This is a genomic window from Streptomyces sp. NPDC101393, from assembly GCF_044767385.1.
In the GTDB taxonomy this organism is placed as follows: Bacteria; Actinomycetota; Actinomycetes; order Streptomycetales; family Streptomycetaceae; genus Streptomyces.
In genome coordinates, this window is sequence record NZ_JBIWNU010000002.1 from 15,017 (window position 1) to 32,412 (window position 17,396).

The window sequence follows — 17,396 nt, forward strand, 5'->3', positions numbered from 1 at the left end:
CATCCCGGCAAGGAGTACCGCTTGCCCGAGGGGCGGGGAAGGGCGCATCGACGAATCCAGCCATAAACCCACGTCACGTCCGGAGAACCCGAAGTGAAGCCCTCATGGGCGAAGCACCGGCCGGCTCGACCCTGTTTCCGCTACTGGCGGGGTAGCGGTCGTCTCCGGTCACCAGGCGGCGGATCACGCGGCGGAGACGGCCGGTGGGCTCACCCAGCTGGATACGGCAGCCGCGCAGTGCACTCCGTCGGCAGGCGGTGCGTCCTCTTCTCGCGGGTCGTACTCGAAGGAGCTGCTCTCCAGCGGGCCGTGGCACTCCTGGTACACGGGAGCGGGCTCCCTGGCAGCTTCGGCGGCGGCCTTCTGCGCCGCCCACCGCTCCCGCTGTTCCTGGCGCTCGCGCTCACGCTGTTGCTTCGCCTGCTCGCGCTGCTGCTTGTGGAGTTGTCGCGCCCATGTCGGCGGCGGTTGTCGGCACGCTCGTCGTCGGGGTTGTCCAGGGCGTCGGGGGGGGGCTGCCAGGTGGAATGGCCGAAGCGGAACCAGACCGGGCCCAAAGGCCCGTGCTCGCGCAGCCGGTCCGAGGTGGTGACCAGGATCGGCACAGCATCGGTGTGATCGGTGAGCCGTCGCGTTCGTCCGAGCCGTAGCTGGTGGCGAAATCGCGGTATTGGCCCGCCAATGCGTTTCGGTCAGGCGCCTCACACTGTTGATCCGGTTGCACATCGCGGCCACGCCGACCTGTTTGGTGAACACAATCGCCAGCGGCGGAGACCCCTCCGTCCCAGCGGGCCGTACACCGGGTCTCCCGCACCGCGACCGGCCTCCCCGTTCTGCGCGTGGGGGTTCGCTGAGAGGGTGGGCGGCCTGGCGGTGTGGCGGAAGAACTCGCGGTAGCGGCCGGCCTTGTGAGCATGCGCAAGGGCAACCTGCCACGCGAAATCCCAGCGCACAGACCTCAGCAGCACAACTCCCCCGCATGGCCCGTCTCAGACTTCAGCCGCGGCCCACTCTTGATTCGCAAAATTAGGTTGTCCGCTCGCCAACTACGGGAGGCGAGCGTCGGCGACATCTTCGTCTTCTACGTTCGGGTGCCCGGCTTCGTCTCCTACGTTCGGGTGCCCGACGACGCCATCCTCCACGCCCCGACCGTCGCGTTGATGCGCGCTTAAGCGCGTCACGCACCGGCGCATGACGGCGTGTGATTCCACTGGTTCGTGCCTCGACTCGCGGCCCGCGCGCTCGCGCGGCCGCGGTCAACACAGGTCAGACTATGAGGCAGCAGTCGCACAAGGCGGTCGCTTGTCGGCAAGAAGGCCTGTCGGGATCGCCTGTGCCCGCACCCCAGGCGCCCTCGCGTACTGGGTGCGGGACCTCTGTGGAAGGTGCTCCGTGCGCGGAGGGACGGGACATGCCTGCTCCAACATCGGACCCGGATGGTGCGCTGGATGGGCCGCCCCGAATCGTGCCCGACGCGGGGGCTGCCGCCGGCCCGCCAAAGGCGGACGACGCGGCTGGGGGTGAGGTGGCCCGGCGGGGAGTGGAGTTCCTGTACCGGGAGGCGGAGGGCCAGGCGCTGCCGTCGGCGTGGTTGGACTTCGATCCACGCTTCAACGACCCGTTCACCGCGCCCCGGACACGCGAGCGCCTGTACCGGCGCCACGGAGTGGACATCGGGTTCGACCCCGGTGCGGAGGGCTTCTCGGCGATGTGGGCCCTGGCACTGCTTCCACCTGCCGACCAGGAATCGCACGAGCTCATCGCCATCCTGGCCCGCCAGGTCGAGCGGTGCCGCCGGGGGGACCGCTACCGCTTCTTCCCCTCCTCAACGGCCTTCGCGTGCGACACGGACTGCACCGCCGTCGCCGCAGTCGCCCTGCACCGACACGGGCTCCTGCCCCGTGCCCGACTCACTGCCGCGGCGCGGGAAGTGCTCCACGCCGGCGCCAACGGAGTCGGCCCGCACCCCGGGGTGGTCACGGTCTACTGGGACGACCATGCCGAGGCTCAGGCACTGCCACGCAAGCGCCGACACGACGCCGTCGCCTGCGCCAACGTCCTTCACCTCCTGGGCCTGGCCCAGCAGGACACCCATCTCGAAGGCCTGCACGCTGCGGCCACCCTGCGCTACGTCGGCGACCACCTCACCTCCGGGCGCTACCTTCTCGGATCCCGCTACTACCCGGCACCCGCAGCCTTCCTCCACGCCGCGTCTCGCCTGTGCACAGGCGAGACGGCTGTCGCCTCAGTCCTGCGCGCTCCCTTGCACGACGCGGTGCTCCAGCACCTCGCCGTCCAGCCGAGCCCGCCCACAAACGCGCTCGATCTCGCGTTGCTCATCCTCGCCGCAGAGAACTTGGGGATTGCGGCCGGACAGCGGGAGCGCCGGACCCTGCTGGCCGGCGCTCAGCGCCCCGACGGGTCCTGGCCCGCCTGCCCCTACTTCCGCATGGGCCGCTTCACCCTGTACTTCGGCTCGCCGCACCTGACCACGCTCTTCGCCCTGAGCGCTCTGAGCCCACAACGAGGATGCCCATGACGCAGGAAACGCTTCCAGGCCTCCTGGAGCCGTACCACGCCTACTTGCCGACCGAACGGCACCGCGAACTCGCCCGATCCCTGCTCGCGTGGGCACTGCCGTTGTGCTGCTGCCAGAGAGGGCCCGCCTGGCACGCCCGCAGCGCCTTCTACGCCGCCGTATTCGGCGCCCACTGTGCACCGCCAGGCGCCACCCTGCACCATTGCCTGCCCAGTGCGAGGTTCTGTCTGTTCTTCTTACAGGCCGACGACGGCCCTGTCACCGAACTCGCCGCCCTGGCCGAACGGTTGCGCAGCGGCCGACCGACGGCCGAGGGTGAACTCGGCGTCTTCCATGACGTGCTGCTCGATGAGATGCGCGCCCAGCGCCTGCGTACCGGGCCGTTCCGTTCCGCGCTCACGGACTTCTGTCTGGCCACCGCTTCGGAGCCGGCACAAAACTCCCGCACCATGACCTTCGCCGAGTTCCGCGCGCTGCGTCGGCGCACGGTCGGTGTGCTCCCATACCTCCACTGTTGGATGGCGGTCCATGAAATGCCCGTGCCCGAAGAGGGGTCCGCGGAGGACCAGCTCACGGAATGGACAGTCGAGGTTGGCCACCTCGTCAACGACCTTGCCTCATACGCAACGGAGGCCTGCGGTGGACCGGGGAACGACGACAACGCGGTCTCCAACGAGGTCCTCTTCCGCGCGGCGGCCACCGGCGATCTGCCACAGGCGGTCGACACCGTCGTGGCCCGGTACAACCACCTCGCCAGAGCGTTCCCCCACGCCGGTCACGGGCCACTACCAGTGCTCCTGCGCGCCATCGCTGACGGCAACCTGGTCGGCCACCTCGGCCTCACCGCCACCCGATACCCTGGGGCCACCAAGATTCTCCGCCGGCTCCACCGCATCCCTGCGCTCTGAACACCCGGGGCCCCGGCAGAGCAACCCCGGCCGAATCCGAGTAACGGGCCCGGATCTGACCTACAGAGACGGCGATGCCTTGATCCCCGTCAAGGAGCACGTCACCAGCGTGCGGAGGTTCCCGAGGGCTATCCGGGGTGGCGCCATGCCGCGGACAAGCTCGCCGAGGCACAGGCTGCCAGGTCCTCCCCCGACCTCCGAAGAGGGCGCCCCCGCTGGGTCGGAAAGGCGACGCGCACGGTCGGATATCCGACCCACCTGGTCGGATATCCGACCCGACTTCCGGCTCTGACCTGCAGAAACCCGGCCCTGTATTTCCTCTCTCCACTAGCTCTTCTCTCTCCTGCAGCGCCGCGGCCGGGCAACGCGCCGCAGACCTCCCGGGCCAGGAGACCGCGGTTGATGCGGTCCTTGCCTCATGGGCGGTGGGGGCGGGGCGGGCGCGGCCGCCGACTTCTGTCCGTCGCTGTCTGGCCGCGCAGGTGCCCGAGTCGGGTGCACCCCCGCCACGGTCACCTCTCCGGCCGAACGACCGGCACGGCTGCCGGCGCCCGAGCGCCAGCCCCCTCCGCACCCCCGGGGCCTGACGCCCCGCAACGCGAATATCGCAAACCTCACCGACCTGGCGAGCACCGCCGGCAAGGACCATCTGACGAACCAGGCCAGCCGTTTCATCGACGGGGAGAATCAGGATTACGACAAACGGGACTATGGCAAGGGGCTGGGCTGGCATTCGAGCGTTCGCTGCGGTGGACTCGCCAACCGCCCACCCTGTGACGACATTTGTACAAGACTGACAGCATCCAGCCACGCATCATCCCTGTCATGAGTGACTACGACCTTGAGCTCTCGCATGGGATGCACGTCGTCCACGACGGCCCGCGGCAGGCACCGCCCCTGCTGCTCATCCACGGATCAGGAGCCTCGGGGGCCTCCTGGAACCCGGTGGTCCCGGCGCTCGCCGACCGGCATCACGTCATCCGGGTCGACCTCCCTGGCTGCGGCCAGTCCCCGCCCGCACCCGCATACGACGTGCCCGCCCAAGCAGGCAGGGTGGCGGCGGTGCTTGACGACCTCGGCCTTCGCCATGTCGTGGTGGTCGGGCACTCCAGCGGCGGCTACGTCGCCACCGCGCTTGCCGAACAGCGGCCCAACCTGGTGGACTCGCTCGCGCTGATCAGCACCGGTCCGAGTCTCGATGCGCTCCTTCCGCAACCGCTCATCCTTCGGGTTCTGTTGGGGCCGCCTCTCGGCCCGGTCCTCTGGTCGATGCGTTCCGACGAGACGATCCGCAAGGGGATCCTGGCGACGACCACTCGCCCGGTGGACGTCCCAAACGACTTGGTCACCGGAGTACGGGGCATCACCTACCGGACGTTCCGAAAGATGGCGCACCAGCATGTCGCGTACGTCGCCGAACGGGGCGTGCCCGAGCGTCTTGCCGCCCTCGATGAGGTCCGGTCGCTGGTCATATTCGGCGCTGCCGACCCCCGCTGGGAGCCGTCGTCGGCGCACCGGTACGAAGCGGTGCCGAACGCCCGGCTCGAGCTGCTGCCCGGCATCGGGCACATACCTCTGCTCGAAGCACCCGAGACGACAAGCGATCTGCTGCTGGGCTTCACGGCAGAGGGTGCTGACAACCCGCCCGCCAGCGCCTGACGCCTAGGCTGAACAGATGGGGCCGACCAGGACATCGTTCGACTGGGCAAGCGTGGAGGTCGCAGTCCCGCGCCCGTCGGGTCGGCTGCCGGGGGTCAGTATGGCCGGGTTCCGTCAGCATGCCCCCGCACCCGTGGACATCGCCATGGTCGCGCACCCGTCCGTCACCGTGCTGATCGACCTGAGCGAGGGAGAAGACCTCATCTACGACATGCATGGCCGGCACGGGCGCGGCAGTGTCGTCATCGGGCTTCTCCCCGGCGGCCTTCGGGCGGGTGGCCCGGTGGGCGAGTGCCTCCAGATCCGGCTGGAGCCTGGCGTGGCGGCCACGGTGCTCGGCGCATCGAGCGAGCTCAGCGGGACGGCGATATCTCTCGGCGATGTGTGGGGCCGCGATGCCGGGCGGGCCTCGGACAGGCTGCGTGCCGCCGGGTCGTGGGACGAACGGTTCACGCTCGCGGAGGAAATCCTGCGCCGACGGCTGGGCACCCGCCCGCCGGTTGATCCGGAGATCGCCTACACCTGGCGACGCATGCTCAACAGCCGCGGGCGGGTGCGCGTCGACGGCCTGGCGGGCGAGGTCGAATGGAGCCGTCAGCGCATGTCCGCCCGCTTCCGGTCCCAGCTCGGCATCACACCCAAACGCGCCGCCCGGCTGGTGCGGTTCGACCACGCCGCCCACCTTCTCGCGGCGGGTCACCCCGCCGCCCACGTCGCCACCGAGAGCGGCTACGTCGACCAGTCCCACCTCCACCGCGAGGTCAAGGAATTCGCCGGGCTGACGCCCACAGCATTGGCCGTTGCTCCGTGGCTCGCGATTGACGACGCCGCGTGGCCGGCTTCGTCGCCAACCCGGCGCCCCCGACAGGCAGCGGACCATGCCACGGGCGGTCCAACGGAGCCGCCACCGGTTACCTCACCCGGCATTCGACGGCGGCCCCCATCGTGCAGAGATCGCCCCACATCGAAGGACAGCGCAGCCAAGCCGTAGTGCACAGGGCCCGGTTGGCCCTGTGATGGCCTGACCGCACTGACGTGGCAGCGCCAACCGTCCGCCGGACATGGACCACACCCATAGACGTCACGTACCGCCTGCGCAGACGCTGCATGCGCGGCGACTTCCTCACCGTGCCAAGGTCATCGAAGGTCACCGCGCCGTTTGACCACCCTGTTGGAACACTGCCTGCCCGCCGAACGGATCGACACCGATGGGCTGCGGACCAGCTTCACCGCTCGCTTTCGCTTCCTGGCCAAACCCTCCTACGCCAGGTTCCGCCTACTCGGCGCCCCCCTGTCGCCGGGTTCAGTGAACTGTCCGTCCGCGTCCATGAGTTCACCGAATTCCCACCCGGCATCAGAGCCGTCTTCATGGTCGAGAACGAGACCGCCTATCTCGCGTTCCCGTCCGTGCCTGGCAGCATGGTGATCGTCGTCGGCGGCTACGCAGTCACCCGACCAAGCGAACTCCGCCGGCTCCAGGACAAGCGTCTGCTGTACTGGGGCGACCTGGACACCCACGGGTTCGCCATCCTCGACCGGCTGCGCCGCTCCTGCCCGAGCATGGGTGCTAAGGCTGCTGCCACGACGCCCGCGCGCGTCGGACCGTCGCGCGGTGGGGCAAATGTTGGTGCGCGGCGGGGGCAGACGGGTCAGACTCTCGGCATGACAGCGAAGATCAGCCGCATCAACCCCGATCAGTTGCATGAGACGCCGGGCTACCACCACATCACCGTGGTGGAGACCGGCCGAACGGCCTATCTGGCGGGGCAGTGCCCCCTCGACCAGGGCGGCTCTCTGGTCGGCCCGGACTCCCTCGAGGTGCAAGTCGATCAGGTTGTGGTGAACGCACTGGTTGCCCTTACGGCGGTGAACGCTCAGCCCCAGCACGTCGTGCGTTCGGTGATCTACGTGCGGAGCGATGACAGGGAGGACCTGGGCCTCGCCTGGCACCGGCTTACCGCTTCCGCCCTCGGGCCGGCCTTCACGTCCGCCAGTACGCTCTTGGGGGTTGCGCAGCTGGGCTTCGCAGGGCAGCTGGTCGAGGTGGACCTCACCGTCGCGCTGCCCGACTGAGCGGCCCTCACACCACGAACAGCGTCTCGAACTGCCTCGCCCACATGGTCATGTGCCGGACGCCGAAGCGGGCTTCGTCTGATCATGAGCTCCGACCAAGGTGCACTGCCCACGACGAAGGCCGTGCGGGTGAGTCTGCTACTTGAAGCCGCTGTGGGTGCGGCGTTCACGGAAGCGTCGCGCTTTCGGGACGAGTTGCACGCGTGTCTGACCGTGCGGAGCGACAAGCTGTTCGAGCTGGCGGATGCGGTGTTGTGTGCGCCGGGTGCGGTCCGCTCGGCGGTGGAGTGGACGCTGCTGCCCGAGCAACCGGCGCGGGCACAGCGCGATGTACGACGCCTGAACCGCGGCCGGATCGACACCGGGCGGCTGCGGTCGCTGCTGGATGGCCTGCCTGCCCGCCTGCCGCTGTCCCGTTCCCGGACGGCCGTCCGGTACTGGCGGTGGACGTCTCGCCGTGGCTTCGTTCGGACGCACCGTGTTCACCGGACCGGTGGTTCTGCCCACGTCCATGGCCGGGCGAAGACGACCTCGCAGTTCATCCCGGGTTGGCCGTACTCGATCGTCGCGGTGCTGGAGACGGGCGCCACGTCCTGGACGCAGGCTCTGGACACTGTCCGGCTCTGCCCGTCCGACGACGCCACGGCAGTCACTGCCGCTGAGCTCCGCGACGTCGTCGAACAGCTCATCGCCTCGGGGCACTGGCAGCCCAGCGATCCGGACATCGTCATCGTCACGCACGCCGGATCCGACGTGACCCGGCCGGCCTGGATTCTGCGGGATCTGCCCGTCGAGCTGATCGGGCGGATCCGCGGTGACCGCGTCATGCGGTTACCGAAGCCGCTGCGAATCTTCGACCCCAAGGAGGGTCGACCGCAGAAGCACGGTCCGGAGTTCCGCTTTGCCCAACCGGAGACCTGGCCCGACCCGGCGGTTACCACCCGCACGGGCACCGCGAAATACGGCAAGGCCGTCACACAGGGGTGGGACCGGGCCCACCCGCGACTGACCCACCGGGTGCCTGGCTGGACCACGAAGGTGAACTTCCCTTGGTTGAGATGACGTTGACCCGGATGGAGGTCGGATCGCGTACCTGTCGAAGGACCGTGAGGCACCGGTGGTGTGGCTGTGGTCCTCGAGGACGGGCTCCAGCGACGCGGACGTCGACCGGGCCTGGCAGGCGTTCCCGCAACGTTTCGACCTGGAGCACACGGCCTACGCGGCCACGGCGCCCGCCCCGTCACGCTTGATCTTCCTCGCCAGGGCGTGCCCCCTGAACGATGACGGCTCCACGGCAGCGATCGGTGACTACGCAGGCCAGGCACTGAAAGCCATCGAGAACATGCAGGCTGCTCTCACCGCCTCGGGTGCGTGACTCCAGGACGTCATCAGCACAAGGGTCCTCGTCGCATCCGCCCGACGGGAGGATCTGGTGGCCGCCTGGGAGGTAGTCCGGGACTCGTTCGCCGACCATGATGTGCCCAGCACCTTGATGGGAATCACTGTGCTCGGCTACAAGGATCAACTCGTCGAGATCGAGGCCGTCGCCGCCGTACTCGATTCTTGAGTGGCTCTGGGCGGGGCGCCTCCCGAACCCATCGACAACGCAACCTCGGCGCCGCCACTGACCGGCCGCCGAATCACGGTGCGCCGCAGGCTGGGCCTGCGGCGCACCGCCGCGTCCGCAGCAACCGCGGATATCGGCGAGAGGATCCTGCCGCACGACGCCGCAGGATGAACTCGGCGTCATGGTTCCTGCCGAGGATGACGGTCGTGTACCTCTGACCTGCCCGGGCAGCCTGCCGTGCCGGCGATGCGTCCGGATGCTGCATGAGCGCGCAGCCGTGGCCGCCAACCATGCACGAGCTCGTCAGGCGTCGGCGAGCAGGGGGTCGTACGGGGTGCCCGTGCGGCGGCCCGCCATGAAGGAGAGGAAGTCGCCCACGAAGGCGCTGCGGCCGTAGGCGCCGTCGGTGGTGGTGAGGTCGCGGTGGAAGGCGGTGCGGAAAAGGGTTCGGTATTCGTCTGCGTCGATGCTCCCGTTGCCGTCCTTGTCGGTGGCGCCGAAGAGGACCTCGGCGACGCGGATGAGCGCGGGTCCGGCGAGGGAGGGGACGGCGGTGGCGTACTCCTCGGCGCTGACGCGGCCGTCGCCGTCCGTGTCGAGGGCGGCCTGGAGCTCGCGCCACCAGGCGGCGAAGGCGTCGTAGAGCCGGGTCTCCTCGGGTTCGTCCAGGTCGAGGCGGGTGGAGAGTTCGCGGGCCATGGCGGCGAGGTCAGGCCAGCCGACGTGGCCGTCGCCGGTCTGGTCCAGCACTCGGCGGAAGAACTCCTCCGCCGAGCGTCGGTTCTCTTCTGTGCCCGCCGAAGGGGCCGGGTCGGGGTGGGTGTCGCCGCTCAGTGGTGTGAGGAGGCGGAGCAGGGCCGATGCCCGCTTCATGCGGGCGCGCAGGGCGGTGACGGTGCGGGCGCGAGGGTCGTCGCTGTCGGGTGGGAGTGAGAGGGCTTCGATGATGCTTTCGGCGTTGATCCAGCCATCGGGCAGGAATCGGGCGAGCCCGGCGGCGAGGTAGGCGCCTTGCATGAGGGTTGGGGCGCCGGGCATCTCGGGCAGGCCGGCCCGGCGCCGGAAGGGCTCGGGGAGCGAGGCGACGGTGATCGCGCCGAGGAGCGGACCGGCGACAGCGCGGCCGGCCGCCCAGAGTGTCGGTGCGCCGTCGAGCAGGGCAGGGGCGGGCAGGTGGTCGAAGAGCCGGTAGAGGATGACGCGGGCCGCCTCGGTGTTCTCCAGCTCGTTTTCGACGACCTGGTCGAAGTATCGCCAGAAGTCGTTCAGGTCCTCGGGGAGTTCTGCGGCGTCGCCGTCGAGCGCGGCGAGGAATGCGCGGTACTCGGCGTACATCCTCTCCATCGTGTCCTGGTCGAGCGGCTGGCCGCTCAGCCGGCACATGGTGACGGCGCTCTCGAAGAGGGTGGCGACCACCCAGGCGCGGGTCGCGCGGTCCATCGCGTCGTAGGCGCGGCCGCGGGGGTCGGAGCCGCTCATGCGGGCGTGCAGCCGGTTGAGCCGGGCGGCCTCCCGTTCGCGTACCGCCGGGTCGGTGCCGAACATGCGCCGCATGCTGAGGAAGGTGTTGCGCAGTCGGCGCCAGGGGTGGGCGACGAAGGTGGAGTTGTCGACGAGGGCGGCGCCGATCTGTGGGTGAGCAGCCTCCAGCACGGTGGCGCGGATTACGGCCAGCGCCCAGCGCGGGTCGTCGAAGAAGGAGCTGAACTGCGAATTCGGGCCGAACAGGGAGGCCTCGTCGGCCGTTCCCGTGGTTCCGGTGGTCATGATGGGTCTCCGTTCATCCATGCGGGTACGCCGCCGAAGCGGCGGTCGCGGCGCCGGTAGGTGTGCAGGCAGGCGAGGAATTCGGGGGCCCGGAAGTCAGGCCAGAGCGCCTCGGGGAAGATCCACTCGGCGTAGGCGACCTGCCAGAGCATGAAGTTGGAGATGCGCTGCTCACCGGAGGTACGGATGACCAGATCCACATCGGGGGTGTCAGGGAAAGGCAGGTGGTCCGCGAAGAGCCGCTCGGTCACCTCGTCGGCGGGCGCCCCGCTGCGGATCAGCGATCTTGCGGCCTCGACGATGTCCCGGCGCCCGCCGTGGTCGAAAGCGACGGTCAGCGTCATCCCCCGGTTGTCGGCGGTCAGCGTTGCCAAGTCGTCGAAGTCCCGGGCCAGTTCACGGGGGATGCGCGGATCGGCGACCCCGAGGAAACGGCATCGGATGCCGCGCGCGAGCAGCAGCGGCGCATGCTTGCGCACAACCCGGCGCACCAGACGCATCAGGAATTCGACCTCGCTGCCAGGGCGGTTCCAGTTCTCGGTGGAGAAGGCGTACAGGCTGAGCCACTCCACGCCGGCGGCCCGGGCCGCCTCGATGACGTCGATGACGGCGGTCTCCGCGGCCCGGTGACCCGCCGTACGGGGAAGCGAACGCTGCTGCGCCCAACGGCCGTTGCCGTCCATCACGCAGGCCACGTGCCGCGGTCCCGCACGCGCCGCCCCCTCGTTCCGCCGCTGCCCGCCGGGGCCGCCACCGCGCTGTCGCCCGCCCGGCCGGTCCTCCGTCACCGCGCGTGCGCGCGGCACGCCGTGGTCTGTCATGCCTGGAGCCGCCCCGTCCGGAGCGGCACGACCGGCCGAACCGCGCTTGGTCACGCCCACCCTGCCCCGCCGCTCCCGCCTCGCCCACGCCCTGCCGGCGCGTTCCCTCCCGGGAGTCTGGCAGCGCGAAAGAGCCCTGCCAGGCCGAACGAAGAGCTGTCACCCTTGACTCATACGGTCGAATCCGTCCGAGTGCTGGAGCAGTGACCTCGCACACAGGTTCCTTCAAGCTCCAATCGATGCGCGGGTTGGGGTGTGACCGCATCCGGGAATCCGCGAATTCGCGTGCTTGTCGCAGGACCGCCCGTATGGGACATGGGAGTAGCCGGGTACCTGCTGAGCGGGTCGGCGGTGACTGAGCCCGTTGGAGTCCAAGAGGGCTTGGAGCAGGACGCGCCACTCGCTCTCGTCGGTGATGCGGGAGGGAGTGAGAACACCGGTGCGCTCCCGCCTGTTCACTGCATCACGGCCCAGGTCGTCGGCGAGCCCTACAGCAGGTAGCGTCTGTCGTTTGGATTGCCAGGTGGGCCTCGGCCCCGCGAGGGGTTCGGTAGGGGCCCCGGCAGCATCTCTGGGCCACCCACACCGGAAGTGCGACTACTCGTGAATCTGGACATCATCGGGCAGGGGCCGGGTTGTTCGCCGTCCCCAGCATCGACGAGATCGTGATCCTTGCGCTTGTTCCTCGTGCTCGTGGCGGTGTGACGCTTCGCGGACGGGTTCTTTGCCAGCTGTCCGGTCATCGCCAAGGCCCTGGGACGCTGAGGTCACATCCTGCTGCCCCCGGTCCTGGTCACGATCGGCCTGCTCATCCTCATCGAGGGCGGCGCCTTCGGCTGTGACGTGGCCGGCATCCACCGTTCGAATTCGTGACGACAGCCAGGCGCCTTCCAAGCCGGTGCGTGCGCGCGTGCAGTGCCTCGGCTAAGGGGAGAGCGCCATCGGACCAGGTGGCCGCTGGAGGTGTTCCGCCGTCACGACGACGCCCGCGGCGGAGAGCGGGCGGGACGGCAGGATTGAAAAATATCTTCCGGGCACCGAAAATATCGTCTCCATGAGCCAAAATTACGTGCGGCGCAGGCCGCTCAAGGGTCTACGCGCATCGATAGTGGGCGCGGGCGTCGTCCTCGTCGCCTCTGCGGTTACCCTGCCGCTCGCCTCGGCCGACGCCGCGAAGCCGGCGCCCGACTCCGAGCGCAGCACCATCGCCAGAGAACAGCAGGTCGCTGCGCACCTGGAGCACATACGCAGCGACCCGCACCAGCTGCGGGAATTCATGCGCGCCATGCCCAAGGGCGCCGACCTGCACAACCACCTTTCCGGCGCCGCCTCCACACGGCTCCTCATCGACCTCGCCGTGCAGAACGGCATGTGCATCGAGGAGGGCAGCTCAACTGCCGTGCACGGCCCTTGCAAGGACGGCAGCCGCCCGGCCTCCGACGTGCGCACTGATTCCGCCTTCCAGGAGAAGCTGACGCGGGCCTGGTCGATGAAGGACTTCCCGCAGAACAAGCCGAGCCGGGCGGGGCACGACCATTTCTTCGCGACCTTCGACAAATTCATGGCGGTCACCACCAGTGACTTCAACGGGAAGCTTCAAGCCGACGTGGCCAACTCGGCTGCCAGGAACCACCAGCAGTACCTGGAGACGATGATCAGCCCCGCGTTCCCGCAGGCCGCGAAGCTGGCGAAGCAGGTCGGCTACGACAAGGACCTGGCAGTCATGCACGAGCGCCTCACCGCGGGCGGCAAGCTCGACCGTTTGGTGAACGCGGCTCGCGCGGAGGCCGACAACACCGATCGCGACTTCCGCAGGGCCGCGCAGTGTGGCACCACCTCCGCACAGCCCGGTTGCACGGTCGAGACCCGTTTCATCTCTCACGCGTTGCGCGCGTTGGCACCCGCAGATGTGTTCACGCAACTGGAGCTCGGCATGGCGCTCGCGGAGAAGGACAGGCGGTTCGTCGGCATCAATCTCGTACAGCCCGAGGACGACAAGAACGCACTGAGCAACTACCGCTTGCACATGCGCATGCTGGGCTTCCTGCACAGAAAGTATCCGGACGCCCATATCGCCCTGCACGCGGGCGAATTGACCCCCGAACTCGTCGAGCCCAAGGACCTCGCCTTCCACATCAACGAGGCGGTGCGCCTCGGCCACGCGGAGCGCATCGGACACGGCGTCGACCTGAAGCAAGAGGACCTGCCAAAGAAGCTGCTGCACACCATGGCGAAGCGCGGCGTCGCCCTGGAGGCGAACCTCACCAGCAACGAGCAGATCCTCCAGGTCTCCGGTAAAGACCACCCCTTCCAGGCTTACCGCACGGCAGGCGTTCCGGTGACGCTCTCCACCGACGACCCGGGCATCTCGCACACCGACATCTCCCGCGAGTACGAGCGGGCCTCGACGACCTACGGACTGTCGTACCCGGAGCTGAAGGGCATCGCCCGGACGTCGCTGGAGAAGGCCTTCCTGCCGGGCAAGAGTCTGTGGAACGGCAAGACCCCGAAACGGAGGTACATTCCCGTGGCGCGGTGCTCCGGGCAGCAACCCGGAGCCGGCGATCCGGGCGCCCGCTGCCAGGCGCTGCTGGACTCCAGCCCGAAGGCCCAGCAGGAGTGGGAACTCGAAGCTTCCTTCCGGAACTTTGAGCGGCGCGTCCTCAAGCACTGCTGGTAGCCCGCGCAAATCATGGGTTGCTTTCCGCCGCGGCGGAAAGACCCGAGATCATTCCAGTACGCCCGCAAAAACCAAGAACATGGCCCACGACGCCGGCAAAGGGGCACACGATCGGTGGCGTCAACGCCTTCCGCTGCCATTCTCAGCCCAGTGACAGGTCGCGCGCCCGCGCTCTGTAACACGCCCTACCGGACGCGGGTGATGGGCACCACCACGTGGCACGTCGTGCCGCTGAACCTGGAGCCGATACGCCTCCGGCTACCACACACGGTGACACCGGGCACGGCCTCAACGAGGAATACGCGACACCTCACCATGCGGGCACACCAGTCCCGAGGCCGGATCACTTGCGAAGTCGAGAACGGTACTCGCCAGGGGCCGTGCCTCGGGCACGTCTGAAGGCACGGCTGAAAGCGTGCGGAGAGCCGTATCCGACCGCGCCGGAGATGGACTCGACCGGCTCATCGGTATCGCGGAGCCGGACGGACGCCAGGTCGATGCGCCACTGCGTCACGTACGCGCCCGGCGTCTGTCCGAGGGCGTTCCGGAAGTGCCTGGACAGCGTCGCCCGGGAGACGCTCGTCGCAGCGGCCAGGGTCTCCGTGGTCCAGGGGTGTTCCGGTTGGGCGTGGACACATGCCAGAGCATCGCGCACGACCGGATCACGCATTGCTCCCAGCCATGAGCCGGACTGTTCCTGCGGGTGGCGGGCCAGCCAGGCGCGTACGAACTGGACGAGCAGGAGGTCGACGATGCTGTTGATGACGGCGGTGGTGCCGATCTGCGGCTGCGCGAGCTCCGCAGCGAGAAGCTCGACGGTCCTTCTGAGCTGCGCGTTCTCCCGGGCTGTGACGTGCATCGGCCGAGCGAGGGAGGTAAGCACCGGTGTGCGCACCTCCGGGTCCTGCTCGTAGTGCAGCACGATCACTTCCGTCTGCACCGGCGCCGAGCCCAGACGCAGGGCCCGGCCATCGCCAAAGGACCGGGCCGCCGCCTCACGGTCGCAGGAACCCATCGTCCCGCTCGCGCCGCCGGCTATCCCGTGTGCGGTGCCCGGCGACACCAGGACGGCGTCTCCGGCCTGCACCTGAAGGGGTTTCTCGCCGGGGACGTGGAGCCACATGGTGCCGCGGGACACCACGTGCAGTGCCGCTCCTGGAGAGGAGTCCAGCCGCAGGCCCCAGGTTCCTCCGGCCTTCAGCATGACCCCGAGCGCCCCACGCGCACCCGAAACACGCAAGACCTCCGCCAGCACATCCATGGGTCCATTCTCGTCCACCACGGCGAACCGCCCACCGGCGGGCGAGGCGCATGTGTCCTCGTCCACAGCGTCAGGCCACGTCAAGAACGGCCTTTCCGTGCACCTTCCGCGCGAACAGCGCCTGGACGGCGTCGTCCACGTCCTGCCAGTCGCCTCGCAGTCCGACCGGTGCCGCGAGCCTCCCGGCGGCCATCAGGCCCAGCAGGTCCGTCAACTCCCCGCCGGTCGGCGTCATGTCGCCGTAGGTGGTGATGCTGCGGGGTTCGCCGAAGCCGAACAAGGTCCCTGACGGGAACGTGGTTTCCTGCCCCGAGGAGTAACCGACCAGGTGGATGGTGCCGCCCTCGGCGAGGGAACTCCATGCCTGGGCCACCACTGGTCCGCCGACCGTGTCCAGGACGAGGTCGAACCGGTCCCCGGTCTCGGCCAGGTCGGTCAGGACCTTGTCGGCGCCGAGTTCACGGAGTCCGGCGGCCCGCTCCGGCGAACCGACGAGTGCCGTCACCCGGGCGCCCGCCAGCGCCGCCAGCTGGACGGCGAAGTGCCCCACGCCCCCGCTGGCGCCGGTGATCAGAACGCTGCGCGCCAGCAGGGAACGCTTGCGCAGCACCCGGAATGGGGTGACTCCGGCGATCCCCAGCGCGGCGGCGTCGGCCAGGTCCACGCCCTCGGGGACGGTGCCGAGCGAGGCGGGGCTGACTGCCACCCGCTCCGCCCACGCGTGGGGAGCCATTCCCACTGCGACGCGCGTGCCTTCGGGCGGCCCCGAGCCGTCGGATGCGGCGCGCACCACGACGCCGGCCGCGTCGTGACCGTGCACCGCGCCGACCGGCCACTGGTCCACGTAATTCAGCTCTCCGAAGTTGAGACCGATGTGCCGTATCTCCACCAACGCCTCACCGGCGGACGGTACGGGCTCATCGACATCGGCGAACCGGACGGGTCCGGCCTCACTGTGATCGACCACAAGGGCGCGCATAAGGGGTGTGTTTCCTTCTCTCGTGGGTGCGCCTGAACACTCGGCGCTGCGGCAGATCGAGTGCGCAAATGCCGCACTGCCGTCTTCTTGAAACCCTACGCAGGACCGGGACAGCGACCAGACCCGTGAGAATCAATCAGTTGACGATCTGTGTCAGTGCGACTCGCGGCGCGTCGAGCCCTGCACCCGTCCGGTGGATGACGCTGTGACGGGCACAGACCCGCCGGCAATGTGATGGTCTTGAGGCACCAGCGCTTCCGTCGGGCGGCGGGGGCGAGCTGGGCGACTTGCCCGGCAACCGCGTCGACGCCGGGGCGGGCGTTCCGCTCCTGGGAGGGACGGAGATGTGGCAGGAGCGAGCGGGCCAGGAGCATCGAGGTGGCGCTGCGCGCGGGCAGCCGCGCGTTCGGCCGGCGCCTCCAGCAGCGACGGAACGTCAATGACCGCGAGGGGACGGCGATGATCCCCCCTCCGTCGGCTCACTGACCCACAGCGCGCCGGCCATGGATCCGAGCATGCTTCTGATCATCAATTCCGAACACAGGAGGTACCGTGGCCAAGGGCTACTGGGTCAGCGTCTACCGCACCATCGCAGACCCTGAGAGGCTTGCTGCCTACGACAAACTGGCTGGTCCAGCCGTCAAGGCCGCGGGCGGGCGGCTGCTCTCCCGCGGCAGCCGGGTCGTCGCACACGACGCCGGAATCGCCGAACGCACCATCCTGATCGAGTTCGACAGCTTCGAACAGGCGGTCGCCGCACGCGCGAGTGCGGCCTACCAGGAGGCACTGGCCGCACTTGCTGACGGCGTCGAGCGCGACTTCCGCATCATCGAAGGCCTCGACTGACGATCGAGGCTGCGTCGGCGACGAACACGAAGCCGACAGCGGGGGTCACCCCGGCTCGTCAGCGCGCCGCACCGTCGCGAACAGCGTCAGGCCAGTGGCATCGGCGGTGATGTCCGGTCCGGCGACGGTTCCAGGCGGCGCGGCGGCGCGGCGGCACGGCGGCACGAACGTCGGCCTCGATGGAGGCGGGGGTGCGTTCGACGAGGTCCCAGCGGCCGATGTGGGTAATAGCGGTGTGCGGTCGCGCGGTCCGCGCCGGCGATCGCCGGGAGTTCGGCCATCGCTTGCCGGACGAA

At 69.1% G+C, this 17,396-nt stretch carries 14 protein-coding genes and 2 pseudogenes; 11 read left to right on the forward strand and 5 right to left on the reverse strand.

What is annotated here, in order from left to right; translation table 11 throughout:
- Positions 1-183: 183 nt before the first annotated feature.
- The gene (locus ACIRQ7_RS05740) at positions 184-327 is read right to left on the reverse strand and encodes a hypothetical protein (RefSeq protein WP_404260169.1); all 144 of its coding nucleotides are present in this window, start codon (positions 325-327) and stop codon (positions 184-186) included.
- Positions 328-1,031: 704 nt separating this feature from the next.
- On the opposite strand from ACIRQ7_RS05740, the gene ACIRQ7_RS05745 reads away from it, so the two are divergent.
- The 9 genes and pseudogenes from ACIRQ7_RS05745 (at position 1,032) to ACIRQ7_RS05785 (ending at position 8,746) form a co-directional block, all read left to right on the forward strand.
- On the forward strand, positions 1,032-1,172 hold the full coding sequence (locus tag ACIRQ7_RS05745; protein WP_404260170.1) for a hypothetical protein: 141 nt from the start codon (positions 1,032-1,034) through the stop codon (positions 1,170-1,172).
- 368 nt (positions 1,173-1,540) lie between these two features.
- Positions 1,541-2,539, forward strand: coding sequence for a hypothetical protein (locus ACIRQ7_RS05750; protein WP_404260172.1), 999 nt, complete (start codon positions 1,541-1,543; stop codon positions 2,537-2,539).
- Complete coding sequence (locus tag ACIRQ7_RS05755; RefSeq protein ID WP_404260173.1) at positions 2,536-3,447, forward strand: terpene synthase family protein; 912 nt, start codon at positions 2,536-2,538, stop codon at positions 3,445-3,447. The genes ACIRQ7_RS05750 and ACIRQ7_RS05755 overlap by 4 nt, the downstream gene beginning before the upstream one ends.
- An 825-nt stretch (positions 3,448-4,272) precedes the next feature.
- Positions 4,273-5,106, forward strand: a complete 834-nt coding sequence (locus ACIRQ7_RS05760) for an alpha/beta fold hydrolase (RefSeq protein WP_404260175.1) — start codon at positions 4,273-4,275, stop codon at positions 5,104-5,106.
- Positions 5,107-5,122: 16 nt separating this feature from the next.
- Entirely contained in the window at positions 5,123-6,097 is a 975-nt protein-coding gene (locus tag ACIRQ7_RS05765; protein WP_404260177.1) for a helix-turn-helix domain-containing protein, read from the forward strand.
- A 116-nt stretch (positions 6,098-6,213) separates the two neighbouring features.
- Positions 6,214-6,657 (forward strand): annotated as a pseudogene (locus ACIRQ7_RS05770) (Wadjet anti-phage system protein JetD domain-containing protein); the annotation flags it as partial.
- Between the two features lie 111 nt (positions 6,658-6,768).
- Positions 6,769-7,179: a RidA family protein gene (locus ACIRQ7_RS05775; protein ID WP_404261313.1), complete on the forward strand. Its 411-nt coding sequence runs from the start codon at positions 6,769-6,771 to the stop codon at positions 7,177-7,179.
- A gap of 84 nt (positions 7,180-7,263) precedes the next feature.
- Positions 7,264-8,241 (forward strand): transposase, encoded by a 978-nt coding sequence (locus ACIRQ7_RS05780; RefSeq protein WP_404260178.1) that lies wholly within the window; start codon positions 7,264-7,266, stop codon positions 8,239-8,241.
- 139 nt (positions 8,242-8,380) lie between these two features.
- Positions 8,381-8,746, forward strand: a pseudogene (locus tag ACIRQ7_RS05785) (RidA family protein).
- A gap of 303 nt (positions 8,747-9,049) precedes the next feature.
- Here ACIRQ7_RS05785 and ACIRQ7_RS05790 read toward each other — a convergent pair.
- On the reverse strand, positions 9,050-10,513 hold the full coding sequence (locus tag ACIRQ7_RS05790) for an oxygenase MpaB family protein (RefSeq protein ID WP_404260180.1): 1,464 nt from the start codon (positions 10,511-10,513) through the stop codon (positions 9,050-9,052).
- Complete coding sequence (gene uppS, locus ACIRQ7_RS05795; RefSeq protein ID WP_404260182.1) at positions 10,510-11,334, reverse strand: polyprenyl diphosphate synthase; 825 nt, start codon at positions 11,332-11,334, stop codon at positions 10,510-10,512. Before uppS ends, ACIRQ7_RS05790 begins: the two co-directional genes overlap by 4 nt.
- Before the next feature lie 1,054 nt (positions 11,335-12,388).
- On the opposite strand from uppS, the gene ACIRQ7_RS05800 reads away from it, so the two are divergent.
- Positions 12,389-14,014, forward strand: coding sequence for an adenosine deaminase (locus ACIRQ7_RS05800; RefSeq protein ID WP_404260183.1), 1,626 nt, complete (start codon positions 12,389-12,391; stop codon positions 14,012-14,014).
- 343 nt (positions 14,015-14,357) lie between these two features.
- Here the strand turns inward: ACIRQ7_RS05800 and ACIRQ7_RS05805 are convergent, their stop codons facing one another.
- Both ACIRQ7_RS05805 and ACIRQ7_RS05810 read right to left on the reverse strand, forming a co-directional pair.
- The gene (locus ACIRQ7_RS05805) at positions 14,358-15,275 is read right to left on the reverse strand and encodes a cupin domain-containing protein (RefSeq protein ID WP_404260184.1); all 918 of its coding nucleotides are present in this window, start codon (positions 15,273-15,275) and stop codon (positions 14,358-14,360) included.
- 70 nt (positions 15,276-15,345) lie between these two features.
- Positions 15,346-16,254 (reverse strand): zinc-binding dehydrogenase, encoded by a 909-nt coding sequence (locus ACIRQ7_RS05810; RefSeq protein ID WP_404260185.1) that lies wholly within the window; start codon positions 16,252-16,254, stop codon positions 15,346-15,348.
- A gap of 552 nt (positions 16,255-16,806) precedes the next feature.
- On the opposite strand from ACIRQ7_RS05810, the gene ACIRQ7_RS05815 reads away from it, so the two are divergent.
- The gene (locus tag ACIRQ7_RS05815) at positions 16,807-17,100 is read left to right on the forward strand and encodes a DUF1330 domain-containing protein (protein ID WP_404260186.1); all 294 of its coding nucleotides are present in this window, start codon (positions 16,807-16,809) and stop codon (positions 17,098-17,100) included.
- Positions 17,101-17,396: the final 296 nt, after the last annotated feature.